Source organism: Brachybacterium sp. p3-SID1565, from assembly GCF_025143785.1.
Taxonomy (GTDB): Bacteria; Actinomycetota; Actinomycetes; order Actinomycetales; family Dermabacteraceae; genus Brachybacterium; species Brachybacterium epidermidis.
In genome coordinates this window covers 1-21,031 of sequence record NZ_JAMBDS010000011.1, presented here as the reverse complement: position 1 = coordinate 21,031, position 21,031 = coordinate 1, and the positions used below count along the sequence as shown (strand labels likewise).

The following is a 21,031-nucleotide window of genomic DNA, read 5'->3' as shown; positions in this document are numbered from 1 at the left end:
CCATCCTACGAGCGGGCACTGACGCACGAGGAGGTGCCGACCGGAGATACTTCTGACATGGACACGAGAGAGTACGACGGTCATGTCGAGCCCGGCGGGCCCTCCGCCACCCGCCTCTGCTCCACGCTCACCATCCGCAAGGCCTCGGTGGGAGGGATGGACAACAACGCGTATCTGCTCACGTGCCGGGTCTCCGGCGCCCAGCTGCTGATCGATGCCGCGGCGGATGCGCCGCGCCTGCTGGAGCTGGTGCGCGAAGGGTCCTCGACCGCACGCCTGGACACCATCGTCACCACCCACAGCCACCACGACCACGTCGGTGCCCTGGCCGCGATGGTGGGCGCCACCGGTGCCCGCACCGCCGCAGGCGCCGAGGACGCCCCCGACATCCGCATCCCCACCACCACCCTGCTGCGGCACGGCGACGTGGTCCGCGTGGGCGTCAACGATCTCGAGGTAATCGCCCTGCGCGGCCACACCCCGGGCTCGGTGGCACTGCTGTGGCGGGGTGAGGAGGACGGCGACCATCTGTTCACCGGTGACTCCCTGTTCCCCGGCGGCGTCGGTGCCACCCAGGGCGACAGCGAGAGGTTCCAGCAGCTCCTGGACGACGTCGAGGAGCGCATCTTCGACCGCCTCGGCGACGACACCTGGGTGTACCCGGGCCACGGGGACGACACCACCCTGGGCGAGGAACGGCCGCAGCTGCCCGAGTGGCGCGAGCGGGGCTGGTGATCACGACCCCCACCGATCACGGCAGGCGGCAGTCGCTGTTCTCCGCCGAGTTCCGCCGCTCCACGCTGGCGCTGGCGGCGCTGCCGTTCCTGGTGGCCTTCGAGGCCCTCGCCGTCTCCACGGTGATGCCGCGAGCGGCGGAGGAGCTGGGCGGCCTCTCGCTGTACCCCCTGGTGTTCGCGGCCCCACTGGCCACCAGCCTGGTGAGCATCGTGGTGGCCGGCACCTGGAACGACCGTCAGGGCCCGATGCGGGTGATGACGGCGGGGCTGGTGGTGTTCTGCGCCGCTCTGTTGATGGTGGGGCTGGCCCCCTCGATGAGCGTGCTGGTGGCCGGGCGGGGCCTGCAGGGCCTGGGCATGGGGCTGGTGACGGTGTCCCTGTACGTGCTGATCGCCCGGCTGTACCCGCCGCACCTGCAGCCGCGGATGTTCACCGTGCTCTCGGCAGCGTGGGTGGTGCCGGGGCTGGTGGGACCGGCGCTGGCGGGGTGGGTCACCGAGACCGTGGGCTGGAGGATCGTGTTCCTGGCGGTGCCGCTGCTGGTGGTGCCGGCGAGGCTGCTGCTGCAGGACCCGACGGGCGCGGCCTCCGTGCCCGGTGATGCCTCGGCCGACGACGGTGCGACCTCGCGCGCACCTCGGCCCCCGGTGCTGGCGGCCTGCGCTGCAGCCCTGGGGGTGGCCGCGCTGTCGGTGATCGGCGAGCAGGCCGACGGCTCGCTCTCCCCCGTGACCGTGGCACTGCTGGCGGTGGCCGTCGCCGTCGTGGTCGTCGCCGTGCCGCGCCTGCTGCCGCGCACCGTGCTGCTGTCCCCGGACCGGGTGGGGCGCCTGGTGCTGGCGCGCGGCGTGCTGGCGGCCTCGTTCGTGCTGGCTGAGGTGTACCTGCCTCTGCAGCTGGTGGCGCGGTACGGGATGAGCGCGGCCCACGCCGGCCTGATCCTCACCGTCACCACCATTACCTGGTTCACCGGTTCGTGGATGGCGGGCCGGGAGATGCTGCCCGAACGGGTGCGCATCTCCGCGGGGGCCGCGGCGATGGCGGTGGGCACGGCCGCGACCGCGGCAGTGCTGCTCACGCACCACTCCCCCTGGCTGGCCGGGCTGACCTGGTGCCCGACCGGGCTGGGCATGGGCCTTTCCTACACCTCCACCTCGATCCTCACCATGCGCCGCTCCCATGCCTCCCGGCAGGGTCGCAACTCCGCCGCGCTGCAGATGGCGGAGGCGCTCGCGCAGGCGGTGATGCTGGCCCTGACGGGTGTGGCCTTCCAGCTGCTGCTGCAGCGGCACGGCGAGACCTCTCCCGCTCCCTACGGTGCGGTGCTCGCGGCGGCGACCGCGCTGGCCGTCCTCGCGATGATGGTGGGGGTGGCGGTGCGTCGTCGGGCGCCGCAGCGGCCCCCGGGTCTGCGCGGGGGCCGCTAGGCGATCGGTCGGTCTCGCGCGCTCAGTGCGCGGTGTGCAGCTCCGGCTCCGGCAGTCCGCGCCGGGCCCGCACCCGACGGGAGAGCTGCTCGGCCGCGCGCAGTGCCGTGTACACCATCTCCGCGGTCACCTCGAAGGGCATCGCGTGGATGGTCTCGCCCTCCACCACCGCCGCCTCGGAGACGGCGCGCAGCTCCTTCTCGTCCTCCAGCGTCAGGCCCACCTCGGTGAGGGTGGTGGGCAGGCCCACCAGGGTGCTGAACTCGATGAAGTCCTCGATCTCCTCGCGCTCGGCTCCCTCCAGGATGAGCTGCACCGTGGTGCCCAGGTTGACCTTCTCCCCGTGGGTGAGGCCGTGGGTCTGCGGGGCGGCGGTCAGGGCGTTGTGGATCGCATGGGCCGCGGCGAGGCCCCCGGACTCGAAGCCCAGCCCGGACAGCAGGGTGCAGGCCTCCACGGTGGCCTCCAGGGCGGGGGTGACGGCCTTCGCCTCGACGGCATCGATGGCGGCCAGTGCGTTCTCGTGCAGCAGCTCCCAGGCCAGGTGCGCCAGTGCGGTCGCCGAACGGGTGGGGCGTGCACCGGCCATGGTGTCGCTGCGTCCTCGCGCGGTGGCGCGAGCCTCGATCCAGGTGGCCAGGGCGTCACCGATGCCGCCCACCAGGAAGCGCACCGGGGCGTTCGCGACCACCGCGGTGTCGATCAGCACCAGGTCGGGGTTGCGGGGGAAGAAGCGGTACTCCAGGAACTCGCCGTCCTCGGTGTAGATCACCGAGAGGGCCGAGGTGGGAGCATCGGAGGAGGCGGCGGTGGGGACGGACGCCCAGCGGATGTCGGCCAGGTGACCGGCGGCCTTGGCGGCGTCGATGGCCGAGCCGCCGCCCAGGCCCACGATCACTCCGTGGCTGCCGGAGCGGATCTTCTCCACCAGGGAGTCCACGGCCTCGGGGGTGGCGTAGCGACCGAAGCCCACGCGCTCGAAGGCGATGTCGGCGGCCTTCAGTCCGGCGCTGACGGACTCGCCGACCAGGTCCCACACGGTGTCGTCGGCCACGATCAAGGGGTTTGCGCCGAGCGGGGCCAGATGGGTGCCGAGCTCCTCGAGCACGCCGGGTCCCTGCACGTACGTCGAGGGGCTGGTGAAGATGGTGGTGGGCATGGGGAGGACCTCCGTTGTTAAGCAATTTACAAGGCGGTGATGTCAGCGTATTCCCGGTGCGTGGCCGGCCGCCAGAGGTCGGAGGTCCCGGATGTCAGTACTGTGGTTCCCGAGCCGAGAGGACGGGGGTGGGATGCGAACGGACCGACCTCCTCCACCCCCGCGCAGCGCTGCCGCGCGCTGGTGCGTGCTGGGAGGGTTGCCGAACGGCCGCCTCGCCCTGGTGGAGCTCACGGCCGACGGCAGCCCCATCAGCACCACGCAGCTCGATGCCGCACAGCTCCCGGAGCTGGTGGCGCAGCAGGAGGGCGCCGCCCGCCGTGACGGGGCCTCGCCACCGCGCTGGGTGTGGGCCGATGCCGCCGCGTGGTACCCGCAGCTGCTCGCCGCCGGGATCCGCGTGGAGCGCTGCCATGACCTGCGCCTGGTGCACACGATCCTGCGGCATTCGCAGCGCGTGCAGGATCACGCGCCGATCCGCGGCGCCGACGCCTGGGACGTGCCCGTGCTGCCCCCGGTCACGGAGTCACCGTCGGCCGGGGCCACCCTGTTCGACGTGGACAACGGCACCGCCGCGCGCGGTGCCGTGCCCGCGGGCATCGACGAGGTCCTCGCCGAGTTCACCCGTCAGCGCGCCGCCATCGAGAGCGCGAGGGAGCTGAGCAGTGACCGGGCTCGGCTGCGACTGCTGGTCGCAGCGGAGTCCGCGGGTGCGCTGATCGCCGCAGAACTGCAGGCCGCCGGGATCCCTTGGGACGTCGCCGAGCACGATCGCATCCTCACCGAGCAGCTGGGGCCCCGGCCTCGCTTCGGGCAGGTGCCGGAGCTTGTGGCGCACAAGGCCGCGCAGGTGCGGGACGCTCTGGGCGATCCGCTGCTGAGCATCGAGTCCCAGCCGCGGCTGCTGCGCGCTCTGCACCGGGCCGGTGTCGACGTGCGGTCAACCTCGCAGTGGGAGCTCATGGGGCACGGGCATCCCGCGATCGCGCCGCTGCTGCAGTACAAGAAGATGGTGCGGCTGCTGACGGCGAACGGGTGGGCGTGGATGGACGAATGGGTGCACGAGGGCCGGTACCGGCCGGTGTACGTCCCCGGGGGCGTGGTCACCGGGCGGTGGGCCTCCAGCGGCGGTGGCGCGCTGCAGATCCCCCGTCAGCTGCGACCCGCGCTGCGCGCCGACCCCGGGTGGCGCCTGGTCAGTGCCGACGTCGCCCAGCTGGAGCCGCGGGTGCTGGCGGCAATGGCGAACGACCAGGGCATGATCAGGGCCGGGGCCGGCACCGACCTGTACGCGGGGATCGTCGCCGCGGGCGTGGTGGCCACCCGCCAGGAGGCGAAGGTGGGGGTGCTGGGTGCCCTGTACGGCGGCACCACCGGGGACAGCGGCCGGATCGTTCCGCGACTGCGGCGCACGTTCCCGCGGGCGATGGCCCTGGTGGACGACGCCGCTCGGCTGGGCGAGGCCGGGGGCACGGTATCGACCTGGCTGGGCCGCTCCTCTCCCCCGGCCGATGCCGCGTGGACCTCGGCACAGCAGGCCGCGAACCTGCCCGACGCCTCGACTGCCGAACAGGAGCGGACCCGCCGCTCGGCGCGCGATCGGGGACGCTTCACCCGCAACTTCGTGGTGCAGGGCACCGCCGCGGAATGGGCACTGAGCTGGATGGCCGGGCTGCGACTGGCCCTGTCGCGCTTCGAGGAGGTGCCGGAGAATCAGGCGGCGCGGGCGTCAGGTCCCGCGTTCGCGCGCCGCGCGCACCTGGCGTTCTTCCTGCACGACGAGGTGATCGTGCACGCTCCCGCCGCGGAGGCCGAGCAGGCCGCTCACGCCATCCAGGAAGCGGCCGACGCGGCCGGGCTCCTGCTGTTCCCCGGCAGCGGTATCGACTTCCCCCTGGACCTCGCGATCACCGAGCGCTCCGAGGAGAAGTGAGCGGTCAGGAGGAGCGCTGCACGCGCCGCAGCTCCTTCTTCAGCTCCTGCACCTCGTCGCGCAGGCGGGCAGCAACCTCGAACTGCAACGACTCCGCCGCCTGGTGCATCTGGGCGGTGATCTCGTCGATCATGCCGGTGAGCGCACCCACCGGGTCGTCTCCCAGGTCCACGGTGCGGCCGCTGACCGCGTCGATCGCATTGGCGCGGGCACGGTCCCGGGCCACCCGCTCCTTGCCGGAGCGGTAGTCGGTGGACATCAGGGTGTCGGTGTCGATGTCCTCCCGGGCCAGCATGTCGGTGACGTCCGCGATGCGCTTGCGCAGCGGGGTGGGGTCTATCCCGTGCTCGGTGTTGTACGCGATCTGCTTCTCACGGCGACGGTTGGTCTCGTCGATCGCCGACTGCATCGACTCGGTGACGGTGTCCGCGTACATGTGCACCTGCCCGGAGACGTTGCGGGCGGCACGGCCGATGGTCTGGATCAGCGAGGTGCGCGAGCGCAGGAAGCCCTCCTTGTCGGCGTCGAGGATCGACACCAGCGACACCTCGGGCAGGTCCAGGCCCTCGCGCAGCAGGTTGATGCCCACCAGCACGTCGAACTCGCCCTTGCGCAGGGACCGCAGCAGCTCCACGCGACGCAGGGTCTCCACGTCGGAGTGCAGGTACTGCACCCGCACGCCGTTCTCCAGCAGGTAGTCGGTGAGGTCCTCGGCCATGCGCTTGGTCAGGGTGGTGACCAGGACGCGCTCATCGGCGGCGACCCGCTTCTCGATCTCCTCGCGCAGATCGTCGATCTGTCCCTTCACGGGTTTGACGATCACCTCGGGGTCGACCAGGCCGGTGGGGCGGATGATCTGCTCGACCACGCCGTGCGACCGCTCCAGCTCGTAGTCCGCGGGAGTGGCGGAGAGGTAGACCGTCTGCCCGGTGCGCTCGGTGAACTCGCCGAAGGTGAGGGGCCGGTTGTCCAGGGCGCTGGGCAGGCGGAACCCGAAGTCCACCAGCGTGCGCTTGCGGGAGCGGTCCCCCTCGAACATGGCACCGATCTGCGGGATCGTCACGTGGGATTCGTCGACCACCAGCAGGAAGTCCTCGGGGAAGTAGTCCAGCAGAGTGTTGGGCGGCGTGCCCGGGCCGCGGCCGTCCAGGTGGCGGGAGTAGTTCTCCACGCCGTTGGTGCTGCCCGTCTGCCGCAGCATCTCCAGATCGTGGCCGGTGCGCATCCGCAGGCGCTGCGCCTCCAGCAGCTTCTGCTGGCTCTCGAGCTCCTCCAGTCGCTCTCCCAGCTCCACCTCGATCGAGTCGATCGCGCGGGCCAGGCGCTCGGGACCGGCCACGTAGTGGGAGGCCGGGAACACGTGGATCTGATCCTCCTCGCGGATCACCTCACCGGTCATGGGGTGCAGCGTGTACAGGGCGTCGATCTCGTCGCCGAAGAACTCGATGCGCAGTGCGAGCTCCTCGTACATGGGGATGATCTCGACCGTGTCGCCGCGCACCCGGAAGGTGCCGCGCTCGAAGGCCACGTCGTTGCGGTCGTACTGCATGTCCACGAAGCGGCGCAGCAGCTCGTCACGGTCCAGGGCGTCCCCGCGGGAGAGCCGCACCATGCGGTCCACGTACTCCTGGGGGGTGCCCAGGCCGTAGATGCAGGACACGGAGGAGACCACCACCACGTCGCGCCGGGTGAGCAGGGAGTTGGTGGCGCTGTGGCGCAGTCGCTCCACCTCCGCGTTGATGGAGGAGTCCTTCTCGATGTAGGTGTCCGACTGCGGGACGTACGCCTCGGGCTGGTAGTAGTCGTAGTACGAGACGAAGTACTCCACCGCGTTGTGGGGCAGCAGCTCGCGGAACTCGCTGGCCAGCTGGGCGGCGAGGGTCTTGTTGTGGGCCATCACCAGGGTGGGCCGCTGCAGCTGCTCGATCAGCCAGGCGGTGGTGGCGCTCTTGCCGGTGCCGGTGGCGCCCAGCAGCACCACGTCCTGCTCGCCGCGGTTGATCCGCTCGGTGAGCTCCTTGATGGCCTGCGGCTGATCGCCGGAGGGCGTGTAGTCCGAGACGACCTCGAAGGGGTGCTCGGCGCGGACCAGATCGGTGACAGGACGCATGCGTCGATGCTACGTCGCGGTGCTGACGAACCGCCCTGTGCCGTTGCGCGCACCGGTACTCGACCCCCGCGCCTGCGCGATGATGCGCGCACGTTCGAGTGCCCTCAGTGACCGCTCCCGCAGCTCCTGGATCCCGGCGTTGTTGAGGATCAGCAGGTGGCAGCGATGGATCCGCTCCAGATCGGTCACCTGGGCGGCCATCACCGACTCGACGTAGCCGCGATCACGGCCGCGGTCGCGCACCACTCGGTCGATGCGGTCGCGGTGACGGGCGATCACCCCGGCCACCGCGTCGTACTCGCCCTCGCGATGCTTCTCCAGCAGCAGGGGGTTGTCGTGCACCACCAGCGCCGCGCCCGCCGCGCGAGCGGCCTCCTCCTCGGCACGCACCGCCGCGTCGACCCGCCCCAGCACGATCGCCTCGAGATCCGCTCGCGCCCGGGCATCGGCGAACACCAGGGTGGCCAGGGCAGAGCGGTCGATGGTGCCGTCGGGCGCCCGGTACTCCTCCCCGAAGCGCGCCACGGCCTCCTCCACACCGGCGCCGGGCACATCCAGCACGGCCCGTGAGTGCGCATCGAGATCGATCACCGTGTGCCCGGTCTCGCGCCAGATGCGCGCCACCGTGGACTTCCCGGAGCCGATACCACCGGTCAGCCCGATGCGCAGGAGCGGTCGCTGAACACTGCTCATCCCCCGATGCTACGGGCACTCGCGCCGATGGGGCGTCACCTTCGCCACGTGCAGGCGCGCAGCACGGCCATCACCGCGGGATCAGCATTACCGTCATCACGTGGACCCGCTCGAACTGCTGATCACCAACGACGTGCTGCGCGCCCTGGACCTGCTGGGCGTGTTCGTGATGGGCGTGGCCGCCGGTGGTCTGGCGGCCCGGCTCAACTTCGACGCCATGGGCTTCGCGATCATCGGGATCATCGCGGGGCTGGGCGGTGGCCTCGTTCGCGACCTGATCCTCGACTACGGGGTGCCCGCCGCGTTCTCCGGCCCCTGGTACCTCACCTGCGCCCTGGCCGGCTCCGCCTTCGCCTTCGTGGTGAACTCCGAGCGCGCCTGGTGGCGCCGCATCGTCACGGGAATGGACATCACCGCCATGGGACTGTGGGCGGCCACGGGCACCGCGAAGTCCCTGGGCTACGGGCTGGACGTGCTCCCGGCGATCCTGCTGGGGCTCACCAGTGCCACCGGTGGCGGCATCATGCGCGATGTCCTGGTGGGCCGCATCCCGGCCGTCTTCGGCGGCGGGCCGCTGTACGCCACCGGTGCCGTGGTGACGGCGGTGCTGACCTGGGCGGTGGTGGCTCTCGGCCTCGACGCCGTCTGGGTGGTGGTCGCGGCGGCCGCCGGCTCCGGTCTGGCGATGCTGGCCGCCTGGCGCCGCTGGACTCTGCCCGCTCACAGCGAGTGGGAGGTCACGATGTCCGCCACCCAGCTGAAGTCCATGGTGCGCAGGATCCGTCGGGCCGAGCGCGCGAAGGTGGCAAAGGAGACCGGGGCGATCTCCATCGTGGATGCGAACGAGGACGATCTCGCGGCTGATTCCAACTACGAGGAGAGCGCCGAGGAGTACGCCACCCGGATCCTCGGGGAGGAGGGCCCCGATCTGATCCCTGAGGCGGTGGAGGACACCCCCGTCGACCAGGAGATCAAGGAGCAGGTCGAGGAGAAGGTGGACGAGAGGATCGAGGAGAAGGTCGACGAGGAGATGCAGGCCGAGGAGGGCGCCTGGGTGCGGAAGGGCCAGGACGGCGAGGAGATCCCCGACCCCATCGGGCACTGAGACCCGGGTCCGCTCTCAGGGACGCAGCAGCTCCAGCATCCGCTCCACGTCATCGACCGCGAGCTGGCCGGGGGCCGAGGCCTCCCCGGCCGTCGCGAACGTCGCGGCCGAGCCGAACGCCTCCGCGGCCACGCGGCTGACCGCGCCCAGCGACCCCATGCTGATCGCGATGTGGGGCCCCTCCTGCGCGGCCGCGACCCGGGTGCTCGCGGCCAGCAGGCGCAGCACGTCCTGCGGGTGCTGCGGCATGACGGCCACCTTGGGCACGTCGACGCCCATGCGTCGCTGAGCCTGCAGCAGCGCCACCAGCTCGTCCTCGCCGGGTGTGGCCCCGAAGTCGTGGAAGGAGCCCACGACGACCGCGCGATGCTGCTGCGCTGCCCTCACCACCCGCTGCACCACCTCGGGATCCCGCGACGTCTCCACGTCCACCATGTCCGCATGCCCGGTGGAGACCACCGCCTCCAGCAGGTCCCCCAGCTCGTGATCGGTCAGCGCGCGCCCCCCGCCCTCCGCGGCGGTGCGCAGGGTGACCAGCAGGCAGCGCTCCTCACCGATGCTCTCCCGCAGCTGGGGCAGCAGGTTCCGTACCGCGTCCCGGTGCTCGACGGTCCCCGAGCCCGGCGCGTACAGGTCGGTGCGCCATTCCAGGACCCGTGCAACGGTGCCTGCGGCGGCGGCCGCCTGATCGAGGACCACCTGCTCCTGCGCCCCCGTGAGCGGGACGATGATCTCGGGGCGGCCTGCCCCGAGCTCCACCCCCCGCACGGTCACCGTCGCCCCCATGGTCACTCCTGGGTGATGGCGGCGTAGGCGGACAGCAGCAGGGCAGGGTCCGGTCCCTCCAGGCGGGAGGGGCGGCCGATCCGGTCCAGCACCACGAAGCGCAGCAGGCCGGCACGGGTCTTCTTGTCGCGCTTGATGGAGTCCTCCAGCTTGGGCCACTGCCGGCCCCGGTAGGTGATCGGCAGGCCGAGCGAGGTGAGGACGTCCCGGTGGCGGTCCACCTCGGCCTCGGAGAGCTTGCCGGCCAGGTGGGACAGCTCGGCGGCGAACATCATGCCCACGGCCACGGCTGCACCGTGGCGCCACTGGTAGCGCTCATTGCGCTCGATGGCATGGGCGAGGGTGTGCCCGTAGTTGAGGATCTCCCGCTCCCCCGCTTCACGCAGATCGGCGGAGACCACCCGTGCCTTGACCCGGATGGATCGCTCCACGATCTCCCGGAACGCATCCGAGGCGATGTCCAGGCATGCGGCCGGGTCCTTCTCCACGATCTCCAGGATCCGCTGGTCCTCGATGAAGCCGGCCTTGACCACCTCGGCCAGGCCCGCGGCGACGTCGTTCGCGCCCAGTCCCGCCAGCACGTCGAGATCCGCGACCACCGCGATCGGCGGGTGGAAGGCACCCACCAGGTTCTTGCCCTCGGCGGTGTTGATCCCGGTCTTGCCGCCCACGGCGGCATCCACCATGGCTGCGACCGTGGTGGGGATCTGCAGCACGTCCACGCCGCGCAGCCAGGTGGCGGCCACGAAGCCGGCCAGGTCCGTGGCGGCGCCGCCGCCGAGACCGACGATCAGGTCGGTGCGGCCGATCTCGGCCTGCCCGCACACCTGCCACAGGAACCCGGCCACCTGGGCCGTCTTGGCCTCCTCACCGTCGGGCACCTCGGCCAGGAACGCCTGCCGGGCGCCCGTGGACAGCGCCTCCCGCAGCTCCTCGGCCACGGTGCGCAGGCTGGGCTGGTGCACCACCACGATGCGTCGCACCCGCTCGGGAACATGGGCCGGGACCTCCCGCAGCAGGCCGCGCCCGATGGTGACGTCATAGCCGCCAGTCGGGGTGGTGACGGGAATGGTCGTGGAGCTCACGGACTCACCTTCGCTTCGCGTTCGAGGATCAGGTCATGGATGCGGCGGGCGACGGCCGCCGGCGGGCTGCCGTCGGAGTCGACGGTCCAGCATGCCAGGTCGCGGTAGCGCGGCATGCGGCGCTCGCTGATCTCGCGCCAGCGGCGCAGCGGGTCCTCGCCGCTGAGCAGCGGCCTGTCCTGTGCACGGCGGAGCCGCGCCTGCACGATCTGCTCGTCGACCTGCAGCAGCACCACCGGGCAGCCCCGCAGCAGTGCCGCCGATTCCGGTCGCGTCGGGGCCCCGCCGCCCAGGGCCAGCACCCCGGTGCGGGTGGAGAGGGCCACCGCCAGCAGCTGTGCCTCCAGGTCGCGGAAGTGGTCCTCGCCGTCCTCGGCGAAGATCTGCGGGATCGGCTTGCCTGCCTCCTGCACGATCAGGGCGTCGAGGTCGGCGAAGGGCTCGCGAAGCCGACGCGCGAGTTCGCGGCCCACGGCCGTCTTCCCGGCGGCCATCGGCCCGATCAGCACGGCGGTGAGCGCGGTGGGGCTCACCGCGCCCCTTCGCGCGGCTGAGCGAGCACCGCCTGCAGCTCGTCGGTGCCCTCGAGATGGGCGCGGATCTCGGCGATGCTGTCCCCACCGGTCTTCTCCAGCAGCGCATCGGCCAGGGTGAGCGCCACCACGGCCTCGGCGATGACGGCCGCGGGGGCGACCGCGCAGACGTCGGAGCGCTGGTGGTTGGCGGTGGCCTGTTCGCCGGTGGCGACGTCCACGGTGCGCAGTGCCCGGGGAACGGTGGAGATGGGCTTGAGCGCCCCCCGCACTCGGATCACCTGGCCGTTGCTGATGCCGCCCTCGAGGCCGCCGGCACGGTTGGAGCCGCGATGGATGCCCCCGGCGGCGTCCTTTCCGGAGCCTGCCAGGATCTCGTCGTGCGCAGCGGAGCCCCGGCGGGCGGCGGTGGCGAACCCGTCACCGATCTCCACCCCCTTCATCGCCTGGATGGACATGATCGCCTGGGCCAGGCGGCCGTCGAGCCGCCGGTCCCACTGGGTGTGCGAGCCCAGCCCCACGGGCACCCCGTAGGCGAGCACCTCGACCACACCGCCCAGGGTGTCCCCCTCGGACTTGGCCGCATCGACCTCGGCGACCATGGCCGTCGAGGTGGCAGGGTGGTGGCAGCGCAGCGGATCGGCATCCAGCGCCTCGACGTCGTCCGGGGTGGGCAGCGGTGCGTCCTCGGGCACGCGCACGGGGCCGACGGACAGGGTGTGGGAGACCAGGCGGATCCCGGCGGCCTGCTCCAGCAGCGCGGCGGCGACCCGACCGGCCACCACCCGGGCCGCGGTCTCCCGGGCGCTGGCGCGCTCCAGCACGGGCCTGGCCTCGGTGAAGCCGTACTTGAGCATCCCGGCGAGGTCGGCATGGCCGGGGCGGGGGCGGGTCAGCGGCTTGTTGCGTGCGATCTCCCGCTCGTCCCCGGTGCCGGCGTCGATCAGCAGGTCCTCCCGGGCCACGGGATCGGCGCTCATCACCTTCTCCCACTTGGGCCACTCCGAGTTGCCGATCTCCACCGCCAGGGGGGAGCCGAGGGTGAGCCCGTGCCGGATCCCGCCGTGCACGGTCAGGGCGTCCTGCTCGAACTTCTGGCGGGACCCGCGGCCGTGGCCGAGGCGGCGCCGGGCCAGGGCGTCCCGCAGGTCCTGGGTGGTCAGCTCGATCCCGGCGGGGACGCCGTCGAGCAGGGCGATGAGGGAGGGGCCGTGGGATTCCCCGGCGGTGAGCCAACGCAGCATGGAGGCGATTCTCCCACGTCTGACCGGTGGTGGGCCCGGGGGTCCGCTCCGTGGTGCGCCGTGCCTGTTCCCGGTGGGTCGCCGGGTCAGTCCTCCCCGAGTTCCTGCGCCCTGCTGGGCGACATCTGCTCCACCAGCGGTACCACCTGTTCGATGGAGGGGAGCACGGCGGTGGGCCGGTACGGGAAGCTGGTGATCGCCTCGGCCCGGGTGGAACCGGTGAGCACCAGGATGGAGCGCAAGCCAGCCTCGAGGCCGGACTTCACGTCGGTGTCCATGCGGTCGCCGATCATCACCGTCGTCTCGGAGTGCGCCTCGATGCGGTTCAGTGCGGTGCGCATCATCAGCGGGTTCGGCTTGCCGACGTAGTACGGCTCGATGCCGGTGGCCGCGGTGATCATGGCGGCCACGGCCCCGGTGGCCGGCAGCGGGCCGGCGGGGCTGGGGCCGGTCACGTCAGGATTGGTGGCGATGAACTTCGCGCCCTCTCCCACCAGGCGGATGGCGCGGGTGATGGCCTCGAAGGAGTAGGTGCGGGTCTCCCCCAGCACCACGAACTCCACGTCCACGTCCGAGAGGATGAAGCCCTCATCGTGCATCGCGCTGGTGAGGCCGGCCTCGCCGATCACGTAAGCGGTGCCGCCCGGGGACTGCTCGGACAGGAACCGCGCCGTAGCCAGGGCACTGGTCCACAGCGCGTCCTCCTCCAGGTCGATCCCCGCGCGGGCCAGCCTCGCCCGCAGGTCCCGCGGGGTGAACATCGAGTTGTTGGTGAGCACCAGGAAGCGGCGCCCGCAGCGCGCCAGCTCGGAGATGAACTCGGCGGCGCCGGGCAGGGCCTCCTCCTCGTGCACCAGCACGCCGTCCATGTCGGTGAGCCAGGAGTGGATGGGACGTTCCTCGAGTGCAGTGGTCATGGATCCAGTCTCGCACCGATCGCGCTCGCGCCCCAGCCCTGCCCCAGCCCAGCACCGTCCCAGCCACGCGCGGGTGGATCCTCCGCACGCACGACGACGGGGCGCCACCCGAAGGTGACGCCCCGTCGTACTGCTGGGATCAGCCGGCGATCAGTTGCCGGTGAGCTTGGCGCGCAGAGCGGCCAGGGCCTCGTCGGAGGCCAGGGTGCCCTCGTCGGAGGAGGAGGACTGGTAGGAGGACTGGCTCGCCGGAGCGGACTCCGAGGAGGACGAGGTGGAGGCGGCAGCCGGAGCGTTCGCGGACTCCTCGTCGGCCTTGATGGCCTCGGCGACCTGGGTCTTGTGGGCGGTCCAGCGCTCGTAGGCGGCCGCGTACTGGGCCTCCCACTCCTCGCGCTGGCTGTCGTAGCCCTCGAGCCACTCGTTGGTCTCCGGGTCGAAGCCCTCGGGGTACTTGTACTCGCCGTTCTCGTCGTACTCGGCGGCCATGCCGTACAGGGCCGGGTCGAAGGTGGTGTCGTCACCCTCGGGGTCCACACCCTCGTTGGCCTGCTTGAGGGACAGGGAGATCCGGCGACGCTCGAGGTCGATGTCGATGACCTTGACGAAGACGTCCTGGTCGACGGTGACGACCTGCTCGGGCAGGTCCACGTGGCGCTGGGCCAGCTCGGAGATGTGCACCAGGCCCTCGATGCCGTCCTCCACGCGAACGAACGCACCGAAGGGCACCAGCTTGGTGACCTTGCCCGGCACGACCTCGCCGATCGCGTGGGTGCGGGCGAACAGCTGCCACGGGTCCTCCTGGGTCGCCTTCAGCGACAGGGAGACGCGCTCGCGGTCCATGTCGACGTCCAGGACCTCGACCTTGACCTTCTGGCCCACCTCGACGACCTCGGAGGGGTGGTCAATGTGCTTCCAGGACAGCTCGGAGACGTGCACCAGGCCGTCGACGCCGCCCAGGTCCACGAAGGCACCGAAGTTGACGATCGAGGAGACGACGCCCTCGCGCACCTGGGACTTCTGCAGGGTCTGCAGGAAGTCGGAGCGGACCGCGGACTGGGTCTCCTCCAGGTAGGCGCGGCGGGAGAGCACCACGTTGTTGCGGTTCTTGTCCAGCTCGATGATCTTGGCCTCGATCTCCTGGCCGACGTAGGGCTGCAGGTCGCGCACGCGGCGCATCTCGACGAGGGAGGCCGGGAGGAAGCCGCGCAGGCCGATGTCGACGATGAGGCCGCCCTTGACCACCTCGATGACGTGGCCGGTGACGACGCCCTCGTCCTCTTTGATCTGCTCGATCGTGCCCCAGGCCCGCTCGTACTGGGCGCGCTTCTTGGACAGGATCAGACGGCCTTCCTTGTCCTCCTTCTGGAGGACCAGGGCCTCGATCTCGTCGCCGACGCCGACGACCTCGCCGGGATCGACGTCGTGCTTGATGGACAGCTCGCGCGAGGGGATGACGCCCTCGGTCTTGTAGCCGATGTCCAGCAGGACCTCGTCGTGATCCACCTTCACCACGGTGCCCTCGACGATGTCGCCATCGTTGAAGTACTTGATGGTCGAATCGATGGCGGCCATGAGGTCGTCGGCGCTACCGATGTCGTTGATGGCGATCTGGGGGGTGGTGGTGTCGGTCATGTAGTCGAGAACTCCGTCGGGACAGGAAATGAGTAGGGTCAGGGGCATGCTCGGCCCGTGGGCCGATCCGTGGATCAGTCGTGGACACGGTCTTCGTGTGGGCTCCAATGGATCCCCGTGGAGCCCAGGACAGCAGACGGGCACGACTGAGCACAGACCTGGACAAGCCTACCAGCCCTGCGGCGTGCTGGCACGGGCGGGACCGGTCCGGTCAGTGCGGCCAGGTGTGAGCTTCGTCCCCGTCGCGGACCGCTCAGTGCGCAGCGGCCAGCCAGTTCGGACCCACCCCGATGCCCACCTCGAGGGGGACGGACAGCTCGTACGCCCCGCCCATCCCGGCGGTGATGATCTCCCGCAGCCGCTCCTCCTCGCCCGGAGCCACATCGAGCACCAGCTCGTCGTGCACCTGGAGCAGCACGCGTGAATCCAGGCCCGCCTCGCGCAGGCCCTCGTCCACGCGCAGCATCGCCAGTTTGATGATGTCGGCGGCGCTGCCCTGGATCGGGGAGTTCAGCGCCACCCGCTCCGCGTTCTCACGGCGCTGGCGGTTGTCGCTGGTCAGATCCGGTAAGGGTCGACGCCTGCCCAGAATGGTCTCGGTGTATCCGATCGCCCGGGCCTTCTCGACGCTCTCGCGCAAGTAGTCCCGCACACCGCCGAAGCGCTCGAAGTAGCCGTCGCGCAGTGCGGTCGCCTCCGCCTGGGAGATCCGCAGCTGGCGGGCCAGGCCGAAGGCGCTCAGCCCGTAGGCCAGCCCGTAGCTCACGGCCTTGGTCTTGGACCGCATCGGGGCGTCGACGTCCTCCGGTGCCACGTCGAACACTCGCGAGGCGACGAACCGGTGCAGGTCCTCCCCGGAGCGGAAGGCCTCGATAAGCCCCTCGTCCTCGGACAGGTGCGCCATGATGCGCATCTCGATCTGCGAGTAGTCCGCCGTCATCAGCGACTCGAAGCCGTCCGAGGGGCGGAAGGCCGAGCGGATGCGGCGCCCCTCCTCGGTGCGGGTGGGGATGTTCTGCAGGTTCGGGTTGTTCGAGGACAGCCGCCCGGTGGCCGCGATGTTCTGGTGGAACGTGGTGTGGATCCGTCCGGCCGGGGAGATGAAGCGCCGCAGGGTGTCGATGATCTGGCGCATCTTGGTCACATCCCGGTGCGCCAGCAGGTCCGTGAGGAACGGGTGCTGGGTCTTCTCGTGCAGATCGGCCAGGGACTCCGCATCCGTGGAGAAGCCTGTCTTGGTGCGGCGGGTCCTGGGCATCCCCAGCCGTTCGAACAGCACCTCCTGCAGCTGCTTGGGCGAGCCCAGGTTGATGCGATCCCCACCCAGGTGCGAGTAGGCCGATTCCGCGACCCGCTCCTGCTCGATCTCGTGCTGGGAGTCGAGATCGGCCAGCACGGAGTCGTCCACAGCGATGCCGGTGGCCTCCATCACCGCGATCACGCGGGACAGCGGGAGCTCGAGGTCGTCGTGCAGCGAGACGGCCGCGTGCTGCTCGAGGTCGGTGCGCAGGTGCGAGCCCAGTCTGTCCACGGCGTCCGCCGCTCGGGCCAGCAAGTCCGCACCGGAGTCCTCCTGGTCCAGGTCCAGCTCCTGCTGTGCGGCGGCCGAGGTGACCTGCAGGTCCTCCTGCAGATGGCGCAGGGTCAGTCCCGCCAGATCGGTGGGCCTCTGATCGGGACGGCACAGGAACTCGGCGATCGCCAGGTCCGTGCTCCACCCGGCCGCCTCCAGGCCGCGGCCGCGCAGCTGATGGGTGGTGAGCTTGGTGTCGTGCGCGCACTTCGCAACGGCCGGGTCCGCGAGCCATCCGGCAAGTGCGCGCTCGGCTTCGTCGTCCAGGGACACCAGGTCGATCACGGCCAGGGCCCCCGGGGTGGCCAGGGCCAGCATCGCGGCGTCGCCCTCGCCGAGGTCCCAGCTGCCGTCGACAGCCAGTGCCGCGCCACCGGCGAAGTCGCGCGCCAGCACCTCGGCGACCTGCTGCCCCGTGGGCTGCTGCAGCGCGGGCAGGGAGCGCTCAGGCACCGCGGAGGCGGCATCGCCCTCGGCCAGCAGGGACGCGGGCACGTCGCGGCGGATGGTGGGGCCGAAGGCGAGCTCGTCGAACACGGCGTTCAGGGCGACGGCGTCACCGCGGCCCAGCAGATAGCGGTCGGGGTCCAGGGGCAGGTCGAGGTCCGTCACCGCGGCGTTCATCCGCCGGTTGCGCTCCACGGCCTCGACGTTGTCGCGCAGCGACTGGCCGGCCTTGCCCTTGATCTCCTCCGCATGGGCAAGGATCCCCTGCAGGTCGCCGTAGGCGGTGATCCACTTCGCGGCGGTCTTCGGGCCCACTCCGGGAACGCCGGGGAGGTTGTCGGCGCTCTCCCCCACCAGGGCCGCCAGATCCGGGTAGCGCTCCGGGGGGATGCCGTACTTCTCCTCCACCGCCGCCGGGTCCATCCGGCGCAGCTCGGTGACGCCCTTGACGGGCTGCAGCAGCGTGACGTGCTCACCGACCAGCTGGATCGCATCGCGGTCCGAGGAGACGATCAGCGCCTGGCCGCCCTCCTTCTCCGCACGGGTGGCGAGGGTGGCGATGATGTCGTCGGCCTCGTAGTCCTCCACGGTGAACCACGGCACACCGAGGGCGTCCAGCACCTGCTGGATCAAGCCGATCTGCCCCTCGAACTCGGGCGGGGTGACCTCGCGACCGGCCTTGTACTGGTCGTAGATGCGGTCGCGGAACGTGCCACCGGGCAGGTCGAAAGCGACCGCCACATGGGTGGGCTGCTCGGAGGCGACCACGTTGATGATCATGCGGGTGAAGCCGTAGACGGCATTGGTGGACTGCCCGCGGCCGTCGGTGAAGCTGTCCGCCGGCAGCGCGAAGAACGCCCGGAAGGCCATCGCGTGACCGTCGATGAGAAGGATCCGCTGCTCGCTCGCACTCATGGGCAGCAGTCTCCCACGCTTCGGGTCCGGCCCTGTGGGAAGCTGAGCGCATGACCACGACATCGGATCGAGTCCCCCTGCCCCCGGAGCTCGCGGCGCTGCTGGCCGGCACCCTGGTGGAGCGCTGCGGGATGGAGGTGCTCGACCTGGGCCCCGAGGGCGGCGCCATGACGATGCCCGTGGCGGGCAACACCCAGCCGGCCGGCCTGCTGCACGGCGGTGCCACCATCGCGCTGGCGGAGACCATCGCCTCACTGGCTGCGACCCTGCAGGCGCGGGCGGTGCACGGCGAGGGCGCCCAGGCCGTGGGCACGAATGTGGCCGCCACCCACCATCGTTCCGCACGGGAGGGCACCGTGACAGCCCGATGCACGGCCCGGCACAGGGGGCGCCAGGTGGCCACCTACCTGGTCGATGTGCACGACGAGGGCGGCACGCTGCTGAGCACGGTCACGGTCTCCACCATGCTGCTCCCTGCGCGCTGAGCGGGCTGCTCAGCCGGGGGCCTCCTCGAAGGTGCTGGTGCCCGGAGCCGTCAGCGCACCCGCCTCGTTCCATGAGTACGTGCGCAGGGTGCCCTTGCCCGCATCGCCCCTGCTGCCGATCTCCACGGCGCCCATGCGTCCCTGGTAGCTGATCGTGGCGCGCTGATTGTTGGCCACCGCATTGCGCAGATGGTTGCGGCACAGGCCGAAATCGGTGCACTCGGCGTCCCCGACCAGCACCTTGGGCACGGACGCGGCGATGTCGCTGCCGGCGACGGACAGCGCGCTCTGGGCGGCCAGACAGGCCAGCACGACGGCGTCGTAGCCCTGCTGTGAGTAGGCGTACCCGGTGGTGAGGAAGCCGGGGTCCACGTTGATCATCATGAGCTCGTGATCGGTCGTGACCGCACCCCCCGGCTCCCAGCCGGTGGCGCGGGTCATGGCCTCCGGCGCCAGCTCGGCACTGGAGTAGTCCACCGTGGCGGCCGGGCTAAGCCAGGCGGGGATCTCCAGGGTGGGGCGGTTCCCCTCGTCGAGGGTGGCCGTGTACAGGGCCGAGAGGAAGGGCCCCGCCTCCGGGCCCCCGTTGATCACCAGCAGTGCGGGGTGGTTCGAGACCACGGCCTCCACGATCGGGGCGATGTCGCCCATGTCGCCCGGTGCGTAGAAGTGGGTGTGGACGATGCCGCCGTTGGCGGGCTGCAGCACCTCGGTCAGGGCGGCCTCGAGGCTCTTGCCCTGCTCGGTGTCCTCCGAGAGGTAGACCACGGTGCCGCGCTTGCCGGCGCGATCAGAGGTCCCCCCGGACAGGGCCTGCTCGGCGAGGCTGCCGGCGGTGACCCGATCGTTGGGGGACAGCCGCACCAGCATGCCCGCGGAGTCGACCTCCTCGCGCACGCTCGTGCCCGAGGTGATCACGTCGATCACCGCGATGCCCCGCTCCACGAAGACCGGTAGGGCAGCCTGCAGCGCCGCCTCGTCCAGGGAGCTGATCACCGCCGTGACGCCCTCGTCGGCCAGGGCGTTCACGGCCTCGGTGATGTCCTCCCCGGGATCGGCCATGACGTGGCGGGGGACCATCTGGACCTTCTGACCGAACAGCCCGTCGTAGCGTGCGTTGACATCGATCATCGCTTCGGCGATGGCGGTGGCGATGGCCTTCTCGAACGGCGCGGTGCGGCCGTGGGTGGCGCCGATGGAGCCGAGCATGAGTGCCTGCTCCGGCTCCTCCAACGGCTTCGCCGTGGGCGCGGTGGTGGTGGGCCGACGCCCCCTCCTGCCTCTGCGGACACCACCCTCACCGCAGCCACTGAGAGCCCCCGCACCGAGCACGCTCGCGCCCAGCGTGCCCATCAGTGCGCGTCGCGAGATGGCCATCCCCCAGCTCCTTCTCCGCTCCCCCGGCGGCAGGTCAGTCCTTGCCCTGACCCCCGCCGAGCTGATCGACGACGGCGTCGGCGACCTCACGCATGGTCAGGCGGCGATCCATGGAGGTCTTCTGGATCCAGCGGAACGCCTCGGGCTCACTGAGGCCCATGTTGGTCTGCAGCAGCCCCTTGGCGCGGTCCACGCGCTTGCGGGTCTCGAACCGTTCGCCGAGGTCCTGGATCTCGGACTCGAGCTGCGTGATCTGGGCGTGGCGGGAGATGGCGATCTCCACCGCGGGGAGCAGATCCGCCGGGGTGAAGGGCTTGACCACGTAGGCCATGGCTCCGGCGTCCCGGGCCCGCTCGACCAGCTCGGCCTGCGAGAACGCGGTCAGCATCACCACCGGGGCGAGGGACTCCTCGCCGATGCGCTCGGCCGCGGTGACCCCGTCGACCTGGGGCATCTTCACGTCCATGACCACGACGTCCGGTCGCAGCTCGCGGGTCTTGGCGACGGCGCTCTCGCCGTCCCCGACCGCGGCGATCACCTCGAACCCGGCCTCGGTGAGGGTCTCGACGATGTCCATCCGGATCAGGGACTCGTCCTCCGCGACGATCGCAGTGCGACGCGGCTTGTCGTCGGGGGAAGTGGGGGTCTCGTCGTTCATGTCACCCTGTGTCTCGGTCGAGGGGCCGGCACGGCCAGAGGGAACCCCTGCCGGTCCGATCCGGTGGTCATCAGCGTTATCCTAGTCCAGCCCCCGATGGAGCGGCTGAGCCGGGTTGGCGGAACGGTAGACGCGGTGCACTCAAAATGCACTGTCCGCGAGGGCGTGCGGGTTCGAATCCCGCACCCGGCACCTGTCGAGGGGGGGGGGG

Annotated in this window: 17 protein-coding genes and 1 tRNA gene; 6 read left to right on the top strand and 12 right to left on the bottom strand. The window is 71.1% G+C overall.

Features of this window, described 5'->3' with window-relative positions; translation table 11 throughout:
• Positions 1 to 57 precede the first annotated feature (57 nt).
• Both M4D54_RS04490 and M4D54_RS04485 read left to right on the top strand, forming a co-directional pair.
• Positions 58 to 735: an MBL fold metallo-hydrolase gene (locus M4D54_RS04490; RefSeq protein ID WP_193866674.1), complete on the top strand. Its 678-nt coding sequence runs from the start codon at positions 58 to 60 to the stop codon at positions 733 to 735.
• On the top strand, positions 732 to 2,165 hold the full coding sequence (locus tag M4D54_RS04485; RefSeq protein ID WP_259890470.1) for an MFS transporter: 1,434 nt from the start codon (positions 732 to 734) through the stop codon (positions 2,163 to 2,165). Before M4D54_RS04490 ends, M4D54_RS04485 begins: the two co-directional genes overlap by 4 nt.
• Positions 2,166 to 2,187: 22 nt before the next feature.
• Here the strand turns inward: M4D54_RS04485 and M4D54_RS04480 are convergent, their stop codons facing one another.
• Positions 2,188 to 3,324 (bottom strand): glycerol dehydrogenase, encoded by a 1,137-nt coding sequence (locus tag M4D54_RS04480; protein WP_259890468.1) that lies wholly within the window; start codon positions 3,322 to 3,324, stop codon positions 2,188 to 2,190.
• A gap of 133 nt (positions 3,325 to 3,457) precedes the next feature.
• On the opposite strand from M4D54_RS04480, the gene M4D54_RS04475 reads away from it, so the two are divergent.
• Positions 3,458 to 5,257, top strand: a complete 1,800-nt coding sequence (locus M4D54_RS04475; RefSeq protein ID WP_193866257.1) for a bifunctional 3'-5' exonuclease/DNA polymerase — start codon at positions 3,458 to 3,460, stop codon at positions 5,255 to 5,257.
• A gap of 4 nt (positions 5,258 to 5,261) precedes the next feature.
• Here M4D54_RS04475 and uvrB read toward each other — a convergent pair whose 3' ends face one another.
• Together uvrB and coaE are read right to left on the bottom strand one after the other, a co-directional pair.
• Positions 5,262 to 7,367 (bottom strand): excinuclease ABC subunit UvrB, encoded by a 2,106-nt coding sequence (gene uvrB / locus M4D54_RS04470; protein ID WP_193866258.1) that lies wholly within the window; start codon positions 7,365 to 7,367, stop codon positions 5,262 to 5,264.
• A 9-nt stretch (positions 7,368 to 7,376) separates the two neighbouring features.
• Positions 7,377 to 8,060, bottom strand: a complete 684-nt coding sequence (gene coaE / locus M4D54_RS04465) for a dephospho-CoA kinase (protein ID WP_193866259.1) — start codon at positions 8,058 to 8,060, stop codon at positions 7,377 to 7,379.
• Between the two features lie 100 nt (positions 8,061 to 8,160).
• Between coaE and M4D54_RS04460 the strand changes: the two genes are divergently transcribed.
• Positions 8,161 to 9,165 carry a trimeric intracellular cation channel family protein gene (locus M4D54_RS04460; RefSeq protein WP_259890466.1) on the top strand — a complete coding sequence of 335 codons (1,005 nt, stop codon included), beginning with the start codon at positions 8,161 to 8,163 and terminating at the stop codon, positions 9,163 to 9,165.
• Between the two features lie 15 nt (positions 9,166 to 9,180).
• Here the strand turns inward: M4D54_RS04460 and aroD are convergent, their stop codons facing one another.
• The 7 genes from aroD to polA all read right to left on the bottom strand — a co-directional run bounded on the left by aroD (position 9,181) and on the right by polA (position 18,300).
• A complete protein-coding gene (gene aroD, locus M4D54_RS04455; RefSeq protein ID WP_193866261.1) occupies positions 9,181 to 9,951 on the bottom strand; it encodes a type I 3-dehydroquinate dehydratase in 771 nt (256 codons plus the stop codon).
• A gap of 2 nt (positions 9,952 to 9,953) precedes the next feature.
• Entirely contained in the window at positions 9,954 to 11,036 is a 1,083-nt protein-coding gene (aroB, locus tag M4D54_RS04450) for a 3-dehydroquinate synthase (protein WP_259890454.1), read from the bottom strand.
• The gene (locus tag M4D54_RS04445) at positions 11,033 to 11,569 is read right to left on the bottom strand and encodes a shikimate kinase (RefSeq protein WP_193866263.1); all 537 of its coding nucleotides are present in this window, start codon (positions 11,567 to 11,569) and stop codon (positions 11,033 to 11,035) included. Before M4D54_RS04445 ends, aroB begins: the two co-directional genes overlap by 4 nt.
• Entirely contained in the window at positions 11,566 to 12,813 is a 1,248-nt protein-coding gene (gene aroC / locus M4D54_RS04440) for a chorismate synthase (RefSeq protein WP_193866264.1), read from the bottom strand. The genes M4D54_RS04445 and aroC overlap by 4 nt, the downstream gene beginning before the upstream one ends.
• 86 nt (positions 12,814 to 12,899) lie before the next feature.
• Positions 12,900 to 13,730 carry an HAD-IIA family hydrolase gene (locus M4D54_RS04435; RefSeq protein ID WP_193866265.1) on the bottom strand — a complete coding sequence of 277 codons (831 nt, stop codon included), beginning with the start codon at positions 13,728 to 13,730 and terminating at the stop codon, positions 12,900 to 12,902.
• A 150-nt stretch (positions 13,731 to 13,880) separates the two neighbouring features.
• Positions 13,881 to 15,365: a 30S ribosomal protein S1 gene (gene rpsA / locus M4D54_RS04430; protein ID WP_193866266.1), complete on the bottom strand. Its 1,485-nt coding sequence runs from the start codon at positions 15,363 to 15,365 to the stop codon at positions 13,881 to 13,883.
• A gap of 253 nt (positions 15,366 to 15,618) precedes the next feature.
• Complete coding sequence (gene polA, locus M4D54_RS04425) at positions 15,619 to 18,300, bottom strand: DNA polymerase I (protein ID WP_193866267.1); 2,682 nt, start codon at positions 18,298 to 18,300, stop codon at positions 15,619 to 15,621.
• 50 nt (positions 18,301 to 18,350) lie between these two features.
• Between polA and M4D54_RS04420 the strand changes: the two genes are divergently transcribed.
• On the top strand, positions 18,351 to 18,785 hold the full coding sequence (locus tag M4D54_RS04420; RefSeq protein ID WP_193866268.1) for a PaaI family thioesterase: 435 nt from the start codon (positions 18,351 to 18,353) through the stop codon (positions 18,783 to 18,785).
• A 9-nt stretch (positions 18,786 to 18,794) separates the two neighbouring features.
• On the opposite strand, the gene M4D54_RS04415 is transcribed toward M4D54_RS04420, so the two are convergent.
• Entirely contained in the window at positions 18,795 to 20,162 is a 1,368-nt protein-coding gene (locus M4D54_RS04415) for an ABC transporter substrate-binding protein (protein ID WP_193866269.1), read from the bottom strand.
• A gap of 34 nt (positions 20,163 to 20,196) precedes the next feature.
• On the bottom strand, positions 20,197 to 20,820 hold the full coding sequence (locus M4D54_RS04410) for an ANTAR domain-containing response regulator (RefSeq protein ID WP_193866270.1): 624 nt from the start codon (positions 20,818 to 20,820) through the stop codon (positions 20,197 to 20,199).
• A gap of 109 nt (positions 20,821 to 20,929) precedes the next feature.
• Between M4D54_RS04410 and M4D54_RS04405 the strand changes: the two genes are divergently transcribed.
• Positions 20,930 to 21,012 (top strand) — tRNA-Leu (locus M4D54_RS04405).
• Positions 21,013 to 21,031: the final 19 nt, after the last annotated feature.

Excerpts from the sequence above, each read along its gene's own strand:
- M4D54_RS04490 (WP_193866674.1), top strand. The coding sequence starts at position 58 with ATGGACACGAGAGAGTACGACGGTCATGTCGAGCCCGGCGGGCCCTCC.
- M4D54_RS04480 (WP_259890468.1), bottom strand. The coding sequence starts at position 3,324 with ATGCCCACCACCATCTTCACCAGCCCCTCGACGTACGTGCAGGGACCC.
- M4D54_RS04475 (WP_193866257.1), top strand. The coding sequence starts at position 3,458 with ATGCGAACGGACCGACCTCCTCCACCCCCGCGCAGCGCTGCCGCGCGC.
- uvrB (WP_193866258.1), bottom strand. The coding sequence starts at position 7,367 with ATGCGTCCTGTCACCGATCTGGTCCGCGCCGAGCACCCCTTCGAGGTC.
- coaE (WP_193866259.1), bottom strand. The coding sequence starts at position 8,060 with ATGAGCAGTGTTCAGCGACCGCTCCTGCGCATCGGGCTGACCGGTGGT.
- aroD (WP_193866261.1), bottom strand. The coding sequence starts at position 9,951 with ATGGGGGCGACGGTGACCGTGCGGGGGGTGGAGCTCGGGGCAGGCCGC.
- aroC (WP_193866264.1), bottom strand. The coding sequence starts at position 12,813 with ATGCTGCGTTGGCTCACCGCCGGGGAATCCCACGGCCCCTCCCTCATC.
- M4D54_RS04435 (WP_193866265.1), bottom strand. The coding sequence starts at position 13,730 with ATGACCACTGCACTCGAGGAACGTCCCATCCACTCCTGGCTCACCGAC.
- rpsA (WP_193866266.1), bottom strand. The coding sequence starts at position 15,365 with ATGACCGACACCACCACCCCCCAGATCGCCATCAACGACATCGGTAGC.
- polA (WP_193866267.1), bottom strand. The coding sequence starts at position 18,300 with ATGAGTGCGAGCGAGCAGCGGATCCTTCTCATCGACGGTCACGCGATG.
- M4D54_RS04420 (WP_193866268.1), top strand. The coding sequence starts at position 18,351 with ATGACCACGACATCGGATCGAGTCCCCCTGCCCCCGGAGCTCGCGGCG.
- M4D54_RS04415 (WP_193866269.1), bottom strand. The coding sequence starts at position 20,162 with ATGGCCATCTCGCGACGCGCACTGATGGGCACGCTGGGCGCGAGCGTG.
- M4D54_RS04410 (WP_193866270.1), bottom strand. The coding sequence starts at position 20,820 with ATGAACGACGAGACCCCCACTTCCCCCGACGACAAGCCGCGTCGCACT.